This is a genomic window from Streptomyces sp. NPDC046759, assembly GCF_040645475.1.
Lineage (GTDB): Bacteria > Actinomycetota > Actinomycetes > Streptomycetales > Streptomycetaceae > Streptomyces.
The window spans coordinates 65,934-84,087 of sequence record NZ_JBEYYJ010000038.1; the positions used below are offsets into that span (position 1 = coordinate 65,934).

General features: G+C 71.4%; 16 protein-coding genes. 9 read left to right on the forward strand and 7 right to left on the reverse strand.

Annotation, left to right across the window (positions count from 1 at the left end):
* Positions 1 to 50: 50 nt before the first annotated feature.
* Together ABZ919_RS36420 and ABZ919_RS36425 are read left to right on the forward strand one after the other, a co-directional pair.
* On the forward strand, positions 51 to 1,526 hold the full coding sequence (locus ABZ919_RS36420) for an AAA family ATPase (RefSeq protein WP_361256908.1): 1,476 nt from the start codon (positions 51 to 53) through the stop codon (positions 1,524 to 1,526).
* Between the two features lie 77 nt (positions 1,527 to 1,603).
* Entirely contained in the window at positions 1,604 to 2,638 is a 1,035-nt protein-coding gene (locus ABZ919_RS36425; RefSeq protein WP_361256860.1) for an alcohol dehydrogenase catalytic domain-containing protein, read from the forward strand.
* Here the strand turns inward: ABZ919_RS36425 and ABZ919_RS36430 are convergent.
* From ABZ919_RS36430 to ABZ919_RS36455, 6 genes are all read right to left on the reverse strand, one after another.
* Entirely contained in the window at positions 2,633 to 2,896 is a 264-nt protein-coding gene (locus ABZ919_RS36430; RefSeq protein ID WP_361256863.1) for an acyl carrier protein, read from the reverse strand. The two genes, ABZ919_RS36425 and ABZ919_RS36430, sit on opposite strands and share 6 nt — an antisense overlap.
* Before the next feature lie 5 nt (positions 2,897 to 2,901).
* Positions 2,902 to 4,449: a dihydrolipoamide acetyltransferase family protein gene (locus ABZ919_RS36435; protein ID WP_361256866.1), complete on the reverse strand. Its 1,548-nt coding sequence runs from the start codon at positions 4,447 to 4,449 to the stop codon at positions 2,902 to 2,904.
* Position 4,450: 1 nt separating this feature from the next.
* On the reverse strand, positions 4,451 to 5,530 hold the full coding sequence (locus ABZ919_RS36440; RefSeq protein WP_361256868.1) for a pyruvate dehydrogenase complex E1 component subunit beta: 1,080 nt from the start codon (positions 5,528 to 5,530) through the stop codon (positions 4,451 to 4,453).
* A complete protein-coding gene (pdhA, locus tag ABZ919_RS36445) occupies positions 5,527 to 6,552 on the reverse strand; it encodes a pyruvate dehydrogenase (acetyl-transferring) E1 component subunit alpha (RefSeq protein WP_361256871.1) in 1,026 nt (341 codons plus the stop codon). The genes ABZ919_RS36440 and pdhA overlap by 4 nt, the downstream gene beginning before the upstream one ends.
* Entirely contained in the window at positions 6,549 to 8,381 is a 1,833-nt protein-coding gene (gene acsA, locus ABZ919_RS36450; protein ID WP_361256874.1) for an acetate--CoA ligase, read from the reverse strand. The genes pdhA and acsA overlap by 4 nt, the downstream gene beginning before the upstream one ends.
* A gap of 156 nt (positions 8,382 to 8,537) precedes the next feature.
* A complete protein-coding gene (locus ABZ919_RS36455; protein WP_361256877.1) occupies positions 8,538 to 10,871 on the reverse strand; it encodes a heavy metal translocating P-type ATPase in 2,334 nt (777 codons plus the stop codon).
* Positions 10,872 to 11,235: 364 nt separating this feature from the next.
* Between ABZ919_RS36455 and ABZ919_RS36460 the strand changes: the two genes are divergently transcribed.
* The 7 genes from ABZ919_RS36460 (at position 11,236) to ABZ919_RS36490 (ending at position 17,526) form a co-directional block, all read left to right on the forward strand.
* A complete protein-coding gene (locus ABZ919_RS36460) occupies positions 11,236 to 12,420 on the forward strand; it encodes a 4Fe-4S dicluster domain-containing protein (RefSeq protein WP_361256880.1) in 1,185 nt (394 codons plus the stop codon).
* The gene (locus ABZ919_RS36465; RefSeq protein ID WP_361256882.1) at positions 12,417 to 13,235 is read left to right on the forward strand and encodes an FAD/NAD(P)-binding protein; all 819 of its coding nucleotides are present in this window, start codon (positions 12,417 to 12,419) and stop codon (positions 13,233 to 13,235) included. Before ABZ919_RS36460 ends, ABZ919_RS36465 begins: the two co-directional genes overlap by 4 nt.
* 1 nt (position 13,236) lies before the next feature.
* On the forward strand, positions 13,237 to 14,085 hold the full coding sequence (locus ABZ919_RS36470) for an oxidoreductase (RefSeq protein ID WP_361256885.1): 849 nt from the start codon (positions 13,237 to 13,239) through the stop codon (positions 14,083 to 14,085).
* A 26-nt stretch (positions 14,086 to 14,111) separates the two neighbouring features.
* A complete protein-coding gene (locus ABZ919_RS36475) occupies positions 14,112 to 15,458 on the forward strand; it encodes a nickel-dependent hydrogenase large subunit (protein ID WP_361256887.1) in 1,347 nt (448 codons plus the stop codon).
* On the forward strand, positions 15,455 to 15,934 hold the full coding sequence (locus ABZ919_RS36480; RefSeq protein WP_361256890.1) for a hydrogenase maturation protease: 480 nt from the start codon (positions 15,455 to 15,457) through the stop codon (positions 15,932 to 15,934). The genes ABZ919_RS36475 and ABZ919_RS36480 overlap by 4 nt, the downstream gene beginning before the upstream one ends.
* 120 nt (positions 15,935 to 16,054) lie before the next feature.
* Positions 16,055 to 16,933, forward strand: a complete 879-nt coding sequence (locus ABZ919_RS36485; RefSeq protein WP_361256893.1) for a universal stress protein — start codon at positions 16,055 to 16,057, stop codon at positions 16,931 to 16,933.
* 149 nt (positions 16,934 to 17,082) lie between these two features.
* Positions 17,083 to 17,526 (forward strand): universal stress protein, encoded by a 444-nt coding sequence (locus tag ABZ919_RS36490; RefSeq protein WP_361256896.1) that lies wholly within the window; start codon positions 17,083 to 17,085, stop codon positions 17,524 to 17,526.
* 28 nt (positions 17,527 to 17,554) lie between these two features.
* Here the strand turns inward: ABZ919_RS36490 and ABZ919_RS36495 are convergent, their stop codons facing one another.
* The gene (locus ABZ919_RS36495) at positions 17,555 to 17,872 is read right to left on the reverse strand and encodes a TrkA C-terminal domain-containing protein (protein ID WP_361256899.1); all 318 of its coding nucleotides are present in this window, start codon (positions 17,870 to 17,872) and stop codon (positions 17,555 to 17,557) included.
* Between the last annotated feature and the right edge of the window lie 282 nt (positions 17,873 to 18,154).

The window sequence follows — 18,154 nt, forward strand, 5'->3', positions numbered from 1 at the left end:
CTCTGCGGTCGAGTGCTCCGCACGACGGGGAGCCGCTGTCGCGTGCTGCGGTGTGCGAGACCCACACCGCGACGCTGTTCTTCGTCGGCGACCGAGCCTACAAGCTCAAGAAGCCGGTCGATCTGGGGTTCCTGGACTACACCACGGTCGCTGCGCGCCGAGCTGGGTGCGAGAGGGAAATAGCCCTCAACCGCCGCTTCGCCCCCGACGTCTACGTGGGACTCGGTGAGTTCCACGGTCCCGACGGGGAGTCACCTGAACCGCTCGTGGTGATGCGTCGCATGCCGGAGGAGCGCCGCCTCTCCCATCTCGTCAGGGCGGGGGCTGCCGTGGACGACGTCCTTCGCACCGTCGCCCGGCAACTGGCCGCATGGCACGCGCACGCACCCCGTGGCCGCGACGTGGACGAGCAGGGCACGCGGGACGCGCTGTCGGCACGGTGGGAGGCGAGCTTCGCGCAGGTCCAGACACTGGCCGCGGACGGCGCCGTGCCCGACTGCCTGACGGAGATCGAGGGGCTGGTGCGCCGCTATCTCGCCGGTCGCAAGCGGCTGTTCGACACCCGTATCGAGCAGGGACGGGTGGTCGACGGCCACGGTGACCTGCTCGCCGAGGACGTCTTCTGCCTCGACGACGGCCCCCGTGTCCTGGACTGCCTGGAGTTCGACGACCGCCTCCGCTATGTCGACGGCCTGGACGACGCCGCCTTCCTCGCCATGGACCTGGAACAGCTCGGAGCCCCGGAGGCCGCTACCTACTTCCTCGCCCGGTACGGCGAATACTCCGGGGATCCCGCGCCCCCTTCCTTGTGGCACCACTACGTCGCCTACCGCGCCTTCGTCCGCGCCAAGGTCTCGGTGATCCAGGCCCGGCAGGGCGCGCCGGGTGCCGAAGCGGCGTCGCGGCGGCTTGCTTCCATGGCGCTGCGCCACCTGCGCACCTCCGCCGTCGGCCTCACCCTGGTCGGCGGGCTGCCCGGCAGCGGGAAGTCCACCCTCTCCGGCGCCCTGGCCGACCGGCTGGGGGTCACCCTGCTCAGCAGCGACCGCATGCGCAAGGAACTGGCGGGCATCCCGGCGGAGCAGTCCGCCGCGGCGGGCTACGGCGAAGGCCTGTACACGCCCGAGTGGACGGCCAGGACCTACGCCGCCCTGCTCGAGCGAGCGGCCGCACTGCTGTCCTCCGGTGAATCGGTGGTGCTCGACGCCACCTGGTCCGACGCCGCACAGCGCGAAGCCGCTCTGCGCCTGGCCGACCGAACCAGCGCCGGGCTGGTGGCCCTCCACTGCCAGGTGCCGGGCGAAGTGTCGGCGGCTCGTCTGAGCACGCGCGCCCCGGGCATCTCCGACGCCGGTCCCGACATCGCCACCGCCATGGCTGCCAAGGAGCCGCCGTGGCCCGAGGCCGTCCCGGTCGACACCAGTGGCGCGCTGGAGTCCGCGGTGGCCCAGGCGCTGGGGGCCGTACGCCCGTGGGGCAGTGGTCAGGCACCGGTCTTCCGCCGCCCGTACATGGAGCCGGACTGAGGTGGTGCGAGCGGCCGTGTTGCCCGCGTGCAGTGCGGGGGTGACCGTGGAGGTGGGGGAGCGAGGGAGTGAAAGCGGTGCGAGCGCTCGTCTACCACGGCCCGGCCCACACGTCCTGGGACACCGTCCCCGACCCGGTGATCGAGGAGGCGGCCGACGCGATCGTGCGGATCGACGCCACCACTGTCTGCGGCACTGATCTGCACATCCGGCGGGGCGACTTCCCCGAGGTGAAGCCGGGGACGGTCCTCGGCCACGAAGCCGTCGGCGAGGTCGTCGACGTCGGTCCGCAGGTCCACCACCTGCGCCCCGGCGATCAGGTGATCGTGTCGTCCGTTTCGGCCTGCGGTGATTGCGCGGAGTGCCGCGACGGCAGGTACGGACAGTGCCGTGGGGGTGGCGGATGGATCCTGGGGACTCTGATCAACGGCGCCCAGGCCGAGCTGGTGCGTGTGCCGTTCGCCGATCACTCCACCACCCGACGGCCCCCCGACCTCCCGCTCGCTGACGCGGTCTTGCTCGCCGAACTCCTTCCCACCGCCTACGAGGTCGGGGTCCGCAACGGACACGTCGGCCCCGGAGACACCGTCGTCGTGGTGGGTGCCGGCCCCGTCGGTCTCGCCACGGTGGTCATTGCTCGCCTCTATTCGCCTCGCAGGATCATCGTCGTCGACCTGGCCGGCGCTCGGCTGGAGAACGCCAAGCGTGTGGGGGCGGATGCCGCCGAATCGCCAGGAACCATGATCGCCGAGCTGTCCGAGGGGCCCGGGGCCGACGTGGTCATCGAGGCGTCCGGCGACCCGGACGGTTTCGTCCTCTGCACGCGTGCCGTCCGCACGGGAGGGCACATCGCCAACATCGGCACGCACGGCAAACCGGTGTCTCTGCATCTGGAGTCCCTTTGGCGCAAGAACGTGACGATCAGCACGGGCCAGGTCGACACGTCCTCCACACCGTGGCTGCTGGAGCTGTTGCGGTTCGGCCGTCTGCCCGTCTCCCCGTTGGTCACCCACACGTTCGGCCTCGACCAGATGGAAGGCGCCTATGAGGAGTTCGCCCGTGGCACCAGCACAGGCGCCCTGAAAGTCGTGCTGCACCGGGAGTCGTCATGACCTCTGGGTGGTTCTTTCGACCAGGAACCGCGTGGTGTCGGACAGAGTGGTCAGGTCCGGGTAGTCCTCTTCGTCGATGCGGACGCCCGCACGTTCGGACAGCAGCTCGACCAGGCTGAGGAAATCGAGCGAATCCAGTTCGAGCACATCGCGGAACTTGTCGTCCGGTTCGACCAGAGTGAAGTCGGCGTCGGGGATGATCTGCGTGATCGATTCCTTGATCAGCGACAGAGCTTCCGCGCTGTTCAGTGGCTTCATCTGACTCACAGCTCCTCCGGTCTCTGCAGAAGTCGGTCGACCGCCGTGAGATAGCGCGCGCCCATGGCGCCGTCCGTGGCCCGGTGGTCGGCGGCCAGGGTCGCGGTCACCACCGGACGCACTCCGAGCATGCCGCCCGCGGCCCAGGGCCGCTCGACGACGGCGCCGAAGCCCACCAGGGCCACCTGGGGCGGGTGGATCACCCCGAACACGGCCTCCACGCCCTGGTCGCCCAGGCTGGTGACGGTCAGCGTGGCGCCGGCCATTTCGCTCCCGCGCAGCCGCCCTCGACGGGCACGCTGCACCAACTCCTTCAGACGGGTCATGAGGGCGTCGGGCGGCAGTGTGTCGGCGTTGTGGATCACCGGGGCGAGCAGACCGCCCTGCCGGAGCGAGACCGCGATGCCCAGATTGATCTCGGATGCGGGGGAGAAACCGCCGTTCTGCCAGGAGCCGTTGAGCGCCGGCACCTCGCGTGCCGCTGCGGCGGCGGCTTTCAGGAGCAGGGCCGCCGGTACGAGTCGGTCGGCGGGCGTACGAGCGCGATTGATCCGGCGGAGCCAGTCCTCGGCAGCCGTCAGGTCGATGGTGGTGTACAGGTAGTAGTGCGGGATCTCCCGCTTGGAGCGGCTCATGAGGTCGGCGATGGCACGGCGCATGGTGTCCGTACGGTCCTCCGGGCCGCTGTCTCTTCGTGCGGCGGCGTCCGGACGCCTGTCGCCCTTCAGCGGGCCTCGATCGGGCAGCTCGGCGCCCTTTCGTCCGGCAAGGGTGCGCATGGCCGTGCGCACGTCCGCCGCCCGCACGGCTCCGCCGTCCCCGGTGCCCCGCACCGCCGCCAGGTCGACGCCGAGGTCTTGGGCGAGGCGCCGTGCGTACGGGGTGGCCCGCACCCTCGGGGTCAGCGGCAGCTGGGCGTGCTCCACGTCGGCGCGTGTGATCCGGCCGCCCGGGCCGGTGCCGTGCAGTGTCGTCAGGTCCACACCGCGCATCACGGCGAGGTGCCGTACGAGCGGACCGGCGCCGATCACCGAGTCGGCTCCACCGGACGGCTCCGGGGGCGCGTGTACGTGCTCGTCGGTCGGTTCCTTCCGGGATGCGGCGAGTGCCGACTCCGGGGTTGCCTCGGGCTTGCGGGCCGCCTTCTTCCGAGGCGCCGGACGCTGGTGCCGTGCGGCCGGTTCCTGGTCGGCCGCCGCGCGCGTAGGCGCCTTGTTCAAGACGGGCTCCCCGGTCGGCTCTGCGGACCTGGCCGGGACCCGCTCTGCCCCGGTTTCCACCGGCCCGCCGGAGGCGCCCACCCGCACGTCCGGCACGGCTTGCTCCTCGATCAGCGCGAGCGGTGTTCCCACAGGTACCCGGGTACCGGGCTCCACGAGCAACTGCCCCACGGTCCCGGACTGGAAGCACTCGACCTCGATGGCGGCCTTGTCGGTCTCCACGACCGCCATGACCTCGCCCTTGTGCACCCGGTCCCCGGGACTCACGAGCCACTCCTGCAGCAGCCCTTCGTCCATGTCCGCGCCGAGCGAGGGCATCGTGAACGCGGTCATCTCAGCCCGGCCTTCCGGTCACCGGTTGCCGTTCCGCCCCGTTGGCTCCGGTCGGCACCGGTTCGCCCACGGCGCGGTGCGCGGCTGCGACGATTCCGTCGACCTGAGGCAGCGCGGCCTCCTCCAGCCTGCGTGCGTAGGGTATGGGCACTTCGGCGCTGCATACCCGCTCGACGGGGGCGTCGAGGTCGTAGAAGTGCTGTTCCGTGAGGCGTGCCGAGATCTCCGTGGCGAGGCTGCCGGTGCGCCAGCCCTCGTCGACGACGACGGCACGGTGGGTGCGAGCGACCGAGTCGCCGACGGTGGCGTCGTCCAGTGGGCGCAGCGTGCGCAAATCGATGACCTCGGCGCTGATGCCGCCGCTCGCGAGGTCGTCGGCGGCGGCCAATGCCTTGGGGAGGGAGCCGCCATACGTGATCAGTGAGACGTCCGTGCCGGGTCGGCGGACGGCCGCGTGGTCGATGTCGACGGGACCGGCGTGGGCGGGCAGGTCGCCCGAGACGTTGTACAGGCTGCCGTGCTCGAAGATCAGCACCGGGTCGGGGTCGGCGAGCGCGGGGGCCAGCATGCACCGGGCGTCGGTGAGGGTCGCCGGGGCCAGGACCCTCAGGCCCGGGATGTGCGCGTACCAGCCCTCCAGGCTGTGCGAGTGCTGGGCCGCGAGCTGTCGTCCCGCGCCCGTGGTCATCCGGATCACGATCGGTACGGGCAGTTGGCCGCCCGACATGTGCAGCAGGGTCGCCGCGTTGTTGAGGATCTGGTCCAGGGCCAGCAGGCTGAAGTTGACCGTCATGATCTCGACGATCGGCCGCATGCCCGCCACGGCGGCACCGATGCCCGCACCGACGAACGCCGACTCGGACAGGGGGGCGTCGCGGATCCGTTCCGGCCCGAACTCCTCCAGCAGGCCGAGGCTGACACCGAAGCAGCCGCCGTACCGGCCGACGTCCTCGCCCATCAAAAACACCCGCTCGTCGCTGCGCAGCGCCTCGCGCATGGCTTCGCGCATGGCCTCCCGATAAGTCGTCTTCCGGTCGGAAGGAGCGGCGGCTTCGGCGACACGCGTGTGCGTCGTGGTCATGGCCGGGTCACCTCCACCGGGCTGGTGACGTACTTCAGCAGGTCCTCGACGGGCTCTTCCGGAGCCTGCTCGGCAGCCTCCACGGCCGCGTCGATCTCAGCGGCCAGACGGTCCTCCAAGGCTGTGCGGGCCTTGTCGGAAAGCTCCTTCGCATCCTGCAGCCGCCGGGCAAGCCCCTCTACCGGGTCGCGTTCCTTCCAGTGCTCGATCTCGGCCTTGTCGCGGTAGCGGTCGGAGTCGTACATGGAGTGGGCGCGGAAGCGGTACGTGCGCATCTCCAGGAAGTGCGGCCCCGTTCCGGCACGCACCCCTTCGGCGGCCCGGCGGGCGGCGTCCTCGACGGCGAAGACGTCCATGCCGTCGACGGCCCAGGAGACCATGCCGTACGCGGCCGCGCGCAGCGCGAGGTCGGTCTGGGCCTGGTGGCGGGCCAGCGCGGTGCCCATCGCGTACAGGTTGTTCTCGCAGACCAGCAGCAGGGGCAGCTGCCAGAGCGCGGCGAGGTTGGCGGTCTCGTGGAACTCGCCCTCGGCGAAGGCGCCGTCGCCGAAGAAGCAGCAGGTGACGCGGTTACGTCCGGTCATGCGGTCGGCGAGGGCGAGGCCGGCCGCGAGGGGGAGCCCGCCGCCGACGATCGCGTTGCCGCCGTAGAAGCGGCGGCCGGCGTCGAAGAGGTGCACCGAGCCGCCACGGCCGCGGCTGCATCCGGTGGCCTTGCCGAACATCTCGGCCATGATCGCCTCGGCCGGGACGCCGCGGGCGAGTGCGTGTCCGTGCTCGCGGTACGTCGACACGACCGCGTCGTCATCCGTGAGCGACTCGTTGACACCGACGGCCACGGCCTCCTCGCCGATGTAGAGGTGCATGAAACCGCGGATGCGCGCCGCGCTGTACAGCTCCACGCAGCGTTCCTCGAAGCGGCGGACGCGCACCATGGATTCCAGCAGGGCCAGGCGATGTGCGGCCCGACGCTTCGGCCGGGCGGCGGGCCGTGGTGTGCGAGGGGTGCGTGTGGTGGTCATGCGGGCTGCTCCGTCCTCGCGGTGGAGACGGCCTCCGAAGCGGAGTCCTCCAGGGTGGAGATGTCGCCCTCGGGCAGCCCGAGTTCACGGGCCCGCAGCAGACGGCGCATGACCTTGCCGCTGCGGGTGTGTGGCAGGTGCTGGTCGAAGGCGATCTCGCGGGGCGCCACGGCCGGGCCCAGCCGGCGCCTGGCGAAGGCCAGCAGGTCCCGCCGGGTCGCGCTGCTCGCGTCGAAGCCGGGCCGCAGCGTGACGAACGCCTTGACGACGTTCCCTGCCACGGGGTCCGGCCGGCCGATGACCCCGGACTCGGCGACAGCCGGATGCTCCATCAGAGCGCTCTCGACCTCGAACGGCCCGATGAGGTGTCCTGCCGACTTGATGACGTCGTCTGCGCGCCCGACGAACCAGTACCAGCCATCGGCGTCGCGCCGTACCAGGTCGCCGGTGAGGTACCAGCCGTCCGCGAAGGCTGCCGCGGCGCGCGGCTCGTCGTGCAGATAGCCGCGGAACATGGAGGGCCAGCCGGGCCGGAGCGCCAGCTCACCCTCTACGCCGGGCTCCTCCAGTACGGTGACGTGCCCGTCGGCAACCTCGGCCCGGCCGTCCTCACCGCGCCGCAGCACCACTGCCTCCACACCGGGCAGCGGACGCCCCATCGAGCCCGGGCGGATGTCGCAGGCGGCGAAGTTGGCGATCATGATGGCGCCGGTCTCGGTCTGCCACCAGTTGTCGTGCACCGGCAGGCCGAGCACATCCTGACCCCACACCACCGCCTCCGGATTGAGCGGCTCGCCGACCGACGCGATGAACCGCAGCGCACTCAGGTCGAACGAGCGGGGCAGTTCATACGGCCCCGTCCTCGGCGTCGTGCGCATCAGCATGCGCAGAGCAGTCGGTGCCGTGTACCAGACGCTCACTGCCTGCTCGGCGAGGATCCGGTACCAGCGGCGGGCGTCGTAGTCGCCCTCGTCCACCACGGCCGTCACACCGTGCATGAGAGGGGCGACGATCCCGTAGGACATGCCGGTGACCCAGCCCGGGTCCGCGGTGCACCAGAACACGTCGTCCTCGTGGAGGTCGAGGGCGTACAGCGCGGTCATGTAGTGGGCGACGGCCGCCTCGTGCACGTGCACCGCGCCCTTGGGAATGCCGGTCGTGCCGCTCGTGAAGTGCAGCAGGGCCATGTCGTGGGGGGAGGTCGGCGGGATCGTGAAGGTGTCGGCCGCGTCGGCCATCAGGGTGGTGAGGGACAGGGTGCCGGGCAGGTCGTCCGCGCCCTCGCCGACGATCAGTACGTGGCGCAGGGCGGCGAGTGCGTCGCGTCGCCCTGCAACCTTCTTCCGGTACAGGTCCGCCGTGGTGACCAGCACCTGCGCGTCGCCCAGCGTCATCCGCTGGAACACCGGGTCGGGTCCGAAGGCGGAGAACAGCGGGCACAGGACACTGGTGTTCTTCAGCGTGCCGAGGACCACGGTGTACAGCTCGGGGCAGCGCCCCAGCAGCGTCACCACCCGGTCGCCGTACCCGATCCCGAGGCCGCGGAGCACGTTGGCGAAGCGTGCCGTCGAGCGGGCCAGCTCCCCGTACGTCACCGAGGTGACGGAGTCGTCTCGTCCCACGCAGCGCAGTGCTTCCACTGTGGCCCGCTCCGACGCCGCGTGCCGGTCCACGGCCTCGTGCGCGATGTTCAGTCCCCGCCCACCAGGCAGCCACTGCAGCCTGCGGCGTGCCGCCTGCCACGAGAAGCTCGCGCACTCCTTGTCGTAGTCGCGCAGATTGGGGGCGGTGCGCAGCGGAGTGCCCTTCCGGATGGTCTGCCATGGCATGCCGGCCCCTCCTTCCTCCGGGCCCTTTTCGACCATCCGCCCGGCTCGCCATGTCCGCACTGGGTCGAAGGGCCCTCGTCCGCGGCCGGACGGCTCAGATCCGCGTCATCCTTCTCGCCTGCCGGGGCGGAACGAGGAGGCTGATGACGCCGTCGCTCAGGGAGCGAGGGAGAAGTAGTTCTCCTCCTCCTGGGTGAAGTGCAGGCGCAGGACCGTGTTCAGGCCGTAGAGACACGAGCGCAGGTCGTCGAGCTGCTCGGGGGAGAGGCCCCCGTCTGCGTGGGCAAGTTGCAGGTGGGTGGCGATGCGGCGGGAGAGACGTTCTATTTCGGTGTGGGCACGGCTCATGGTGGCGGTGGCCTCGGGTCCGCCGAGCGTCGGCGCGAGGGCCGGGTACAGCTCGTGCTCCTCGGCGTACTCGTGCGGAAGGAGCCGTTCGACGAGCAGCCGGTGGGTGTCCTCGACGGCTTCCAGGGCCTGGGGGCCAGGGGAGTCGGACAGTCGGTCGGCGGCGTCGCGGACGGATTCGAGGACGTCCTGAAGCCCTTCGTGTTCGGCGGCGAAACGGTGGATGAGGGCCTCGGCGTCCGGTGCGAGGGTCGGCCGGGCGGCCTGGCCGACTCGCAGGGCGCGCAGGGCGTTGAGGATGACGGTGACGTCGATGCCCTCCTGGAGCAGCGCGCCGGCGGCGGGCGGGAGCAGGCCGGCGGCGGCCGCGGCCATGGCCGCCAGGGACATCAGCATGCCGCCGAGGGCGCTCTGGACGGCGATGCGCCGTGCCCGCTGGGCGATGGAGACGGCGTCGGCGAGGCGCTCGACGCGATCGGTGGTCAGGATGATGTCGGCGGCTTCGGAGGAGGCGGTGGAGCCGCGTGCGCCCATGGCGACGCCGATGTCGGCGGCGGCGAGGGCCGGGGCGTCGTTGACGCCGTCGCCCACCATCACCGTGACCGCGTGCTCACCTTCGGCCCGTACGGCGGCGACCTTGTCGGCGGGGGAGAGCTCGGCGCGTACGTCGTCCAGACCGAGGACGGTGGCGACTTCGCGGGCGGGTGCGGCACGGTCGCCGGTGAGCATCAGTAGCCGCGTGAAGCCCGCCGCCCGCAGGTGGCGCAGGGTGCGCGGTGCGTCGGGGCGCAGCGGGTCGCGCAGCAGGATGGCGCCGGCCAGGTGTCCGTCGAGGGTCAGCCAGGCGACGGCCGCGCCGTCGAGGAGGGCGCGCTTGTCGACCGCCCGGGCCCAGGTCGGCCGGTCCTCGCCGACGGCGATACGGCCGATGGCGAGCCGGTGCCCGTCGGCGGTGCCGGTGGCGCCCCGGCCCGGTTCCTCGGTGACGTCGGAGGGGATCGACAGCTCCAGCTTGCGATCCCGGGCGGCGTCGACGATGGCCTGGGCCAGTACGTGGGGCGAGTACTGGTCGAGGGAAGCCGCTAGGCGCAGGACTTCCGTGGGTTTGACGCCGGGGGCGGCGGTGACGTCGACAACGCGGGGCCGGCCTCGGGTGAGGGTGCCGGTCTTGTCGAGCAGGAGGGTGCGGGCGCGGCCCAGGTTCTCCAAGGCGCCGCCGTCGCGGATGACGACGCCGATGCGGGAAGCGCGGGAGAGACCGGAGACGATGGCGACCGGTGCCGCCAGCAGCAGCGGACACGGGGTGGCGACCACCAGTACGGCGACCGCTCGTACGGCCGAGCCGCTGATCAGCCACGCCAGTCCCGCCACCGCCAGGGACAGCGGCAGGAACCAGGCCGCGTACCGGTCCGCCAGCCGCACGACCGGCGCGGACCCGGCGCCGGCCTGCTGGGCCAGTCGCACGATCCCGGCGTACGTGCTGCCCTGCTCGGTGGCCGTGGCCCGCATCTCGAAGGCGCCTCCGGCGTTGACCACGCCGCTGCGCACGGTTTCCCCGCCGGCCCGCTCGACCTGCAGGGGCTCACCGGTGAGCACCGACTCGTCGAGGACCGCGGCGGCGCTCTCCACGCGGCCGTCGACGGGAACCACCTCACCAGGGCCGACGACGAGCAGGTCACCGGCGGCGACCTCCGCCAGGGGCACCATGGTCACCCTGCCGCGAGTGCGGCGGCGTGCGGAGCGTGGTGCGTGCTCCAGCAAGGAACGCAGGTCGTGCGAGGCGCGTCGCTGGGCTGCGGCCTCCAGGGTGCGGCCAGTGGCCAGCATCAGGGCGATCAGGCCACCTGCCAGGTACTCGTGCACGGCCAGGGTGCCGCCGAGCGCGAGGACGGCGATGAGGTCCACACCTGTGCGGCCCTGCCGCAGCGCGGCCAGCACCCATCCCACCGCGGGAACGAGGGCAAAGAGGGTGCCCAGTTCCCAGAAGAGGCCGGCCAAGTCACCGGCATCCATGAGCCAGGCGATGCCACCAGCGATCAGGGCCGCCGCGGTCACGGCCAGCAGGACGGGTTCGAGCCGTGGCGACACACCGGCCGCGATCGAGCGACGCAGTCGTGCCGTGAGGGAGGGTCGGTCATTCATGGCATACCTGAGTGCCGGGTGCGATGACTCTCGGGTCGAGTCCTTCTTCATGACATCGCCGCACTACGAGTGCACGCCAGGGGACGTTCGTCCCTGTTCCTGGGCCGACCGCCGACCGCCGACCGCCGACCGCCGACCGCCGACCGTATTCGGTCGCCCTCGCCGCCGTCGGCGAGAGGCGTGGGCGGAACATAGTTGCTCTCATCCACCACAACTGTCGGCCCCGGTCAACGGGACCAATGGACCCCGCGTACGTGTCCACGTGGCTCTGTCGGCGCGGCGCCCCAGCGGAAATGCTGCGATCGTAGGTGTGAGGGGACGGCGGGGCTCCACGTGCCGTCCGCTGCGCCGAAGGAGGCCGGTCATGAGCACCGACACCGATGTGCATGCCTCCCAGCCGCCCGCGTCCGACGGGCTCGTCATGGGCAAGGACGGTATGGCCGCCCTCGTGGACGTCCTGAACCGGCGCGGCTTCACCGTGGTCGGACCCACCGCCCGGGACGGCGCCATCGTGCTGGCGGAGCTGCGGTCGGCCGACGAGTTGCCGTACGGGTGGGGTGTGGAGCTGGAGGCCGGGCAGTACCGGCTGCGGGAGCGGTCGGACGGCGCGGCCTTCGCGAACGCGGCGGGTCCCCAGTCCTGGAAGTCCTTCCTGCACCCGGCGCGAGTGCGGGAATGGAGTGCCGACCGGGTGGAGGGGGAGCTGGTCTTCACAGCAGACCAGGCCACGCCGCCCCGGTACGCCTTCCTGGGCGTGCGCCCCTGCGATCTGAGGGCCATCGCCATCCAGGACCGGGTACTGACCGGTGGGGCGTACCGGGACTCCGGCTATGAGGGGCGGCGTTCCGGGGCCCTGCTGATCGTGGTCGAGTGCACGGAGCCCGGCGCCACGTGCTTCTGCGTCTCGATGGGCACCGGACCCGCTGCCGGTCCCGGCTACGACCTGGTGATGACGGAGGTGGTCGACGAGGACGGGCACCGTTTCTGGATGCGCAGCGGCAGCGAGGAAGGCGCGGAGATCCTGGCCGAACTGCCCCTCCGTCCGGTTGACCCGGAAACCCGGGAGACGGCTCGCGCAGGCGTCACGGCCGCCGCGGAGCGCATGGGCAGGACCATGCCCGAAGCCGACCTGCGGGAGCTGATGGCCGGAACCCTCGACGCCCCCCGCTGGGACGACGTCGCAGGGCGGTGCCTGACGTGCGGTAACTGCACCATGGTGTGCCCCACCTGCTTCTGCACCACCACCGAGGACGTCACGGACCTCACCGGCGACCACGCGGAGCGGTGGCGACTGTGGGACTCCTGCTTCGACCTGGACTTCTCCCAGCTGCACGGCGGTCCGGTCCGCGCCTCCTCGCGCAGCCGCTACCGGCAGTGGATGACCCACAAACTCGGTACCTGGTACGACCAGTTCGGGTCTTCCGGCTGCGTGGGCTGCGGACGCTGCATCGTGTGGTGCCCCGTCGGCATCGACATCACCGAGGAAGCGGCCGCCCTCCACGACTGGACGCAGTCCGGGACGTCGGCATCGACGCCGGAGCCACCATGAGCACCGTGACGCCCCCGCTGCCGTACCGGGTCGCCGGCACCTGGGACGAGACCGGCGACACCCGGTCGATCGAGCTGGTGCCGGCCGGACGGAAACTCCCGCCTTTCGCACCGGGCCAGTTCGCGATGATCTACGCGTTCGGGGTCGGTGAGGTGCCCATCTCTGTCAGCGCCCTGCAGGGCCGCCACGGAGGGCTCGTACACACCGTGCGTGCAGTCGGTGCGGCCTCCGCCGCCCTCTGCCGACTGCGCCCGGGTGACAGCGTCGGGCTCAGCGGGCCGTACGGCACCGGGTGGGACCTCGAAGCGGCGGTCGGCCACGATGTTCTGCTCGTCGCCGGCGGCATCGGTCTGGCACCGTTGCGGCCGGTCGTCCACGCCGTCCTGGACCGGCAGGCGGCGTACGGCCCGCTCGCGGTCCTCGTCGGCGGCCGTACCCCTGCCGATCTGGTCTACCGCGACGAGATCGAGAGCCGGCGCGGCCAGGCCCGTGTGGAGGTGACCGTCGACCGCCCCGCCCCGGGCTGGCAGGGCGCGGTGGGGGTGGTCACCACGCTCCTGGACCGCCTCGAACTGCGCCCGGAACGGACCTGCGCGTTGGTGTGCGGGCCTGAGGTGATGATGCGTCACACCGCTCGCGACCTCGTGGCCCGGGGCCTGGCCCCGCACCGCATCCAGGTGTCCCTGGAACGCAACATGCACTGCGCCACCGGCCACTGCGGCCACTGCCAGCTCGGTCCGCTCCTGCTGTGCCGGGACGGGCCGGTCGTCGGCTACGACCGCGTGGCACACCTGCTCCTTGTGAGGGAGTTGTGACATGGTCACCGACCTCGGCCCGGTCATTCGCACACGGCCGAAGCTCGCCGTGTGGAAGTTCGCCTCCTGCGACGGTTGCCAGCTGACCCTGCTGGACTGCGAGGACGAACTCCTCGGCCTGACCGAGCGCGTACGGATCGACCACTTTGTGGAGATGACCCCTGCCGAGGGCGCCGACAGGGAACGCGCGCGGCTGGACGGCCGGGGACCGTACGACCTCTCCCTGGTCGAAGGGTCGATCACCACCGCCGAGGACGCCGAGCGGATCCAGCACGTCCGCCGCATCTCCCGGTACCTGGTGACCATCGGGGCCTGCGCCACCGCGGGCGGCATCCAGGCACTGCGCAACTTCGCCGACGTCGACGACTTCCTCGCCGCCGTCTACGCCCGGCCGGAGTACATCGCCACCCTGGAGACCTCGACACCGATCTCGGCCCATGTACCGGTCGACTTCGAACTGCGCGGGTGCCCCATCGACCGACGCCAGCTCCTCGAGGTCATCACCGCCTGCCTGGCCGGACGCAGGCCCCAGATCTCCAGCCACAGCGTCTGCTTCGAGTGCAAGAGGCGTGGCACCACCTGCATCACCGTGGCTCACGGCACCCCCTGTCTGGGCCCGGTCACGCACGCGGGGTGCGGTGCCATATGCCCCGCCTACGGACGCGGGTGCTACGGCTGCTTCGGACCGTCGAGCAAACCCAACCTGCGCTCCATGATCGCCCAGTTGCGCCACGACGGGATGAGCGAGCGGGACATCCAGCGTGTCTTCCGCACCTTCAACGCCGCGTCGCCGGAATATGCCCCCGTACCCGACCTCGCGGCCGAGGAGCGACAGGGCCCTCCGGCCTGAACGGACCCCCGTCCGGAAAGGCTCGCATGAACCATCGCGGAACCCGCGTCCTGCGGCTGGACGCGCTGGCCAGGGTGGAAGGCGAGGCTGCCCTCCACCTGCGCGTCGAGGGTGACACGGTCGCCGAGACGCGGCTGCGCATCTACGAACCCCCACGCTTCTTCGAGGCCTTCCTGACCGGCCGGGGCCACACCGAACCCCCTGACATCACCGCCCGCATCTGCGGCATCTGCCCGGTCGCCTACCAGATGAGCGCCTGCCAGGCGATCGAGAACGCCAGCGGCATCACGGTCGACGGCCCCCTCGCGCAGCTGCGCCGCCTGCTGTACTGCGGCGAGTGGATCGAGAGCCACACCCTGCACATCTACCTGTTGCACGCCCCGGACTTCCTGGGGCGTGCCGACGTCGTGGAACTCGCCCGCGACCAACGAGCCGCCGTCGAGCGCGGCCTGAGACTCAAGCAGGCCGGCAACGCGATCGTCGAACAGCTCGGCGGCCGCCCCATCCACCCGGTCAACGTCCGGATCGGCGGCTTCTACCGGACACCGACACCGGACGAGCTGCGCCCTCTGGCGGAACGGCTGCGGCAAGCCCGGGACGACGCGCTGGAGACCGTCCGCTGGGTGGCGGCGTTCGACTTCCCCGACGCGGTGTACGACCACGACCTGTTCGCGCTGCGCGACCCCGGCCGGTACGCCGTCGACACCGGGACACCGGCGGTCATGGCCGTTGCCGACAACGGCCGGGCGCCGCATCCGATCCCCCTGTCCGACTTCGAACAGCACGTCCGGGAAGGGCAGGTACCCCACTCCACCGCCCTGACGGCCACGCTCGACGGCCGCCGCTACCTCACCGGCCCGCTGGCCCGCTACGCGATCAACGGCCAGTGGCTGCATCCCGTGGCCGCCGAGGCGGCGGGGGAGGCCGGTCTCGGTGATCCCGCGGCCGGCGCCATCTGCGACAACCCCTTCCGCAGCATCGTCGTACGGGCCATCGAAGTGGTGCAGGCCGTAGAGGAGGCCTTGCGGATCATCGACGGATACGAACGACCTCCCCGGCCGGCCGTCGAGGTCCCGCCCCGCCGGGGCGTGGGCGCCGGGGCCACCGAGGCGCCCCGGGGCCTGCTGTATCACCGCTACGCGCTCACCGCGGACGGCACGCTCACCGAGGCCCGCATCGTCCCGCCCACGGCCCAGAACCAGACGGCCATCGAGGAGGACGTGCGCAGAGCTGTCCAGGCTCGCCTCGACGGGCCCGGGCCCGCCGCCGACGACGAGGAACTGACTCGTCTCTGCGAACGCGCCATCCGCAACCATGACCCCTGCATCTCCTGTGCCGCCCACTTCCTCGACGTCACCGTGGAACGCGCGTGAGCGGGCGGGTCGTGGTGATCGGCGTGGGCAATCCTCTGCGCGGTGACGACGGTGTCGGCCCGGCAGCCGTGGAGGCCTTGCGGGGCCGGGTTCCCGACGGAACCGTTCTGGCGGTCAGCGACGGTGAACCTGCCCGCATGCTCGACCTGTGGCGCGGCGCTGACACGGTGGTCGTGGTGGAAGCGCTCCGCGCTCGGCCGAACCGGCCAGGGGAGCTGCACACCCTCACGGCGGCGGACGCGGCCACCCGAACAGCGGGTACGGCGAGTACGCATGCGCTCGGCCTCGGGGAGTGCCTCGCCCTGGCGAAGGCCCTCGACCAGCTGCCGCCGAGTCTCGTGGTGCACGCCATGCAGGTGGCCGACATGGAACTGGGCGAGGGGCTGAGTGAAGCGGTGCGGTCGGTGCTTCCCGAGTTGATCGACCGGGTCGCCGCCTCTGTTCGGCAGGCGCACGGACAAGACCGCGAGCAGTAGGGGGCCGATGGTCCTCCGGTGCGGGCCGAAGCGCTCTCGCGACCGCGGCGACAGGGTGCGACGGTGAAGTTCACCCCCCGTGCCGCATGACAAACGGCCCCATGAAAGGCGGTGGGGACGATGACACTCCCTCTGGTGGTGGGCGTCGACGGATCGGACTCGTGTCTGACGGCCGTCGACTGGGCCGTGGACGAGGCCGTGCGCCACGGTGCCCCGATGCGGCTCGTGTACGCCTCCCTGTGGGAGCGCTATGAGGCCGGCCTTCCCTCGGTGGGCCCGGGGCGCCCTTCCGAGCAGGTGCTGGCCGAACACATCGTGGCTTCGGCGGCCGATCGCGCCGAACGGCGCAACCCGGATGTCAAGGTCACCACCGACATCATCCCGGAGGACCCGGTGGCCGCTCTCCTTCACGAGAGTGGCCAGGCCCTCACGCTGGTGACGGGTTCGCGTGGCCGGGGCGAGGTCAAGGGACTGCTTCTCGGGTCGGTAGGTCTGGCCGTGTCGGCCCGTGCGCACTGCCCGGTGATCGTCGTCCGGGGTGATCCGGCGGGGCTCGCGGGCACCCATGAGCGGATCCTGCTGGGCATCGGTGACGCCGACGACACGAGCACCGAGGCCGTGCGGTACGCCTTCCGGGAGGCCGAAGTGCGCGGCTGTGTTCTGGACGTGGTGCATGCCTGGCGCAGGCCCGCCTTCGACAGGAACGGCAACAGAATAGGTACCGGAGGGCCGGCGGACACGTACGAGGAGCGTGCCTCCGCTGTCGTCGACGCTCGGCTCAAGGCCGCGATCGCCGAGTATCCGCATGTCCGGACGCGCCCGGCGACGCCGGAGGGACCGGCCGCCAAGGTCCTCGTGGACCGGTCGGCGGCTGCCGACCTGGTGATCGTCGGGGCCCGGCGCCGTACGAGCGCCTTCGGATTCCAGCTCGGCCGCGTGAGCCATGCACTCCTGCACCATGCCCAGTGCCCGGTCGCGGTCGTGCCCGCACGGCAGTGAAGGGTCGGGCGCTGGCGGCACTGTCGTACCCGTCCTCCGTCATGCCGCCGGATGCTCATCTCTGGCAGTGCGGCCAGGGGGTCCGCAACGTGGAGAACAGAGGTGCACCGGCCCGGCGGGCGCAGAACACCGAAGGAGAAGTGGGACGCATGGACAAGGATGCCTCTGAGCGCCGGGTGGTGGTCGGTGTCGACGGGTCGCAGTCCTCGTACGAGGCCCTGCGCTGGGCGGTGCGCTATGCCGGCCTGGTCGGCGGCTCCGTGGACGCGGTCGCGGTGTGGGAGCTGCCGGGCCTGTACGGCTGGTCGGCGCCCGCCGTGGACATGGACGTCGACGAGGACGAGACCCGGCAGAAGATGAGCCAGGAACTGACCGATGTGCTCGGCGCGGGAGCTGCCGACGCGGTCCGGACCCACGTGGTGCACGGCAACCCCGCCGACGTCCTGCTGAGAGCAGCGGAAGGAGCCGAGCTCCTGGTCGTCGGCAGCCGGGGCAGAGGCGGGTTCGCCGCTGCCCTGCTCGGCTCCGTCAGCCAGCATGTGTCGCAGCATGCGAGCTGCCCGGTCGTGATCGTGCGCTGCCAGAAGCAGTGACGCGAAGCCGGTCCCGTGCCGGGGCAGATCACTGGAAGGCCGCGTGGATCTCCTGCTCGGTCGCCTCGTGCGACACGAGCAGCGACTCGTCGCCGGGGAGCAGCCGCACCTCGGGACCCCGGACAGTGGGCTGCCCGCCCCGTACGACGGTGGCGACCACGGTGCCGACGGGCAGGGAGACCTCGCCCAGCGTGCGACCGGCGGACCGGGACCGTTCGATGATCGCGGTCTCGATGACCTCGACACCGGCCTTGCTCAGCCGCAGCAGTGCCGCCGTGTCCGTGGCTCCAGCGGCTTCCCCGATGAGGGAGATCAGCGGGGTGGCGGCGGGCACCGCCGCGTCCACGCCCCACCGCTGGTCGAAGAGTCTCCGCCTCGTTGACGCCGCACGGCAACCCGACCCACCCCGAACTGCCGCTTAGAGGTCCTAACGGAATGCGGTTGAGTTGTGACCTCTGGCTGGGTGACGCAGTTGTTTGGGTGTGAGGAAGCGTGATCCCCAACCGTGGCTGGCCGATGACGAGTTGTGGTCACGAATCGAGCCACTGCTGCCTGTCCGACAGCGCCGGCATCGGTACCCCGGCCGGAAGGCGCTGGATGACCGCAAGGTGCTGTGCGGCATCCTGTT

Bases quoted from the DNA above. Each gene is read 5' to 3' on its own strand.
- ABZ919_RS36430 (WP_361256863.1), bottom strand. From the start codon at position 2,896: ATGAAGCCACTGAACAGCGCGGAAGCTCTGTCGCTGATCAAGGAATCG.
- ABZ919_RS36435 (WP_361256866.1), bottom strand. From the start codon at position 4,449: ATGACCGCGTTCACGATGCCCTCGCTCGGCGCGGACATGGACGAAGGG.
- ABZ919_RS36440 (WP_361256868.1), bottom strand. From the start codon at position 5,530: ATGACCACGACGCACACGCGTGTCGCCGAAGCCGCCGCTCCTTCCGAC.
- pdhA (WP_361256871.1), bottom strand. From the start codon at position 6,552: ATGACCACCACACGCACCCCTCGCACACCACGGCCCGCCGCCCGGCCG.
- acsA (WP_361256874.1), bottom strand. From the start codon at position 8,381: ATGCCATGGCAGACCATCCGGAAGGGCACTCCGCTGCGCACCGCCCCC.
- ABZ919_RS36455 (WP_361256877.1), bottom strand. From the start codon at position 10,871: ATGAATGACCGACCCTCCCTCACGGCACGACTGCGTCGCTCGATCGCG.
- ABZ919_RS36460 (WP_361256880.1), top strand. From the start codon at position 11,236: ATGAGCACCGACACCGATGTGCATGCCTCCCAGCCGCCCGCGTCCGAC.
- ABZ919_RS36465 (WP_361256882.1), top strand. From the start codon at position 12,417: ATGAGCACCGTGACGCCCCCGCTGCCGTACCGGGTCGCCGGCACCTGG.
- ABZ919_RS36470 (WP_361256885.1), top strand. From the start codon at position 13,237: ATGGTCACCGACCTCGGCCCGGTCATTCGCACACGGCCGAAGCTCGCC.
- ABZ919_RS36475 (WP_361256887.1), top strand. From the start codon at position 14,112: ATGAACCATCGCGGAACCCGCGTCCTGCGGCTGGACGCGCTGGCCAGG.
- ABZ919_RS36485 (WP_361256893.1), top strand. From the start codon at position 16,055: ATGACACTCCCTCTGGTGGTGGGCGTCGACGGATCGGACTCGTGTCTG.
- ABZ919_RS36490 (WP_361256896.1), top strand. From the start codon at position 17,083: ATGGACAAGGATGCCTCTGAGCGCCGGGTGGTGGTCGGTGTCGACGGG.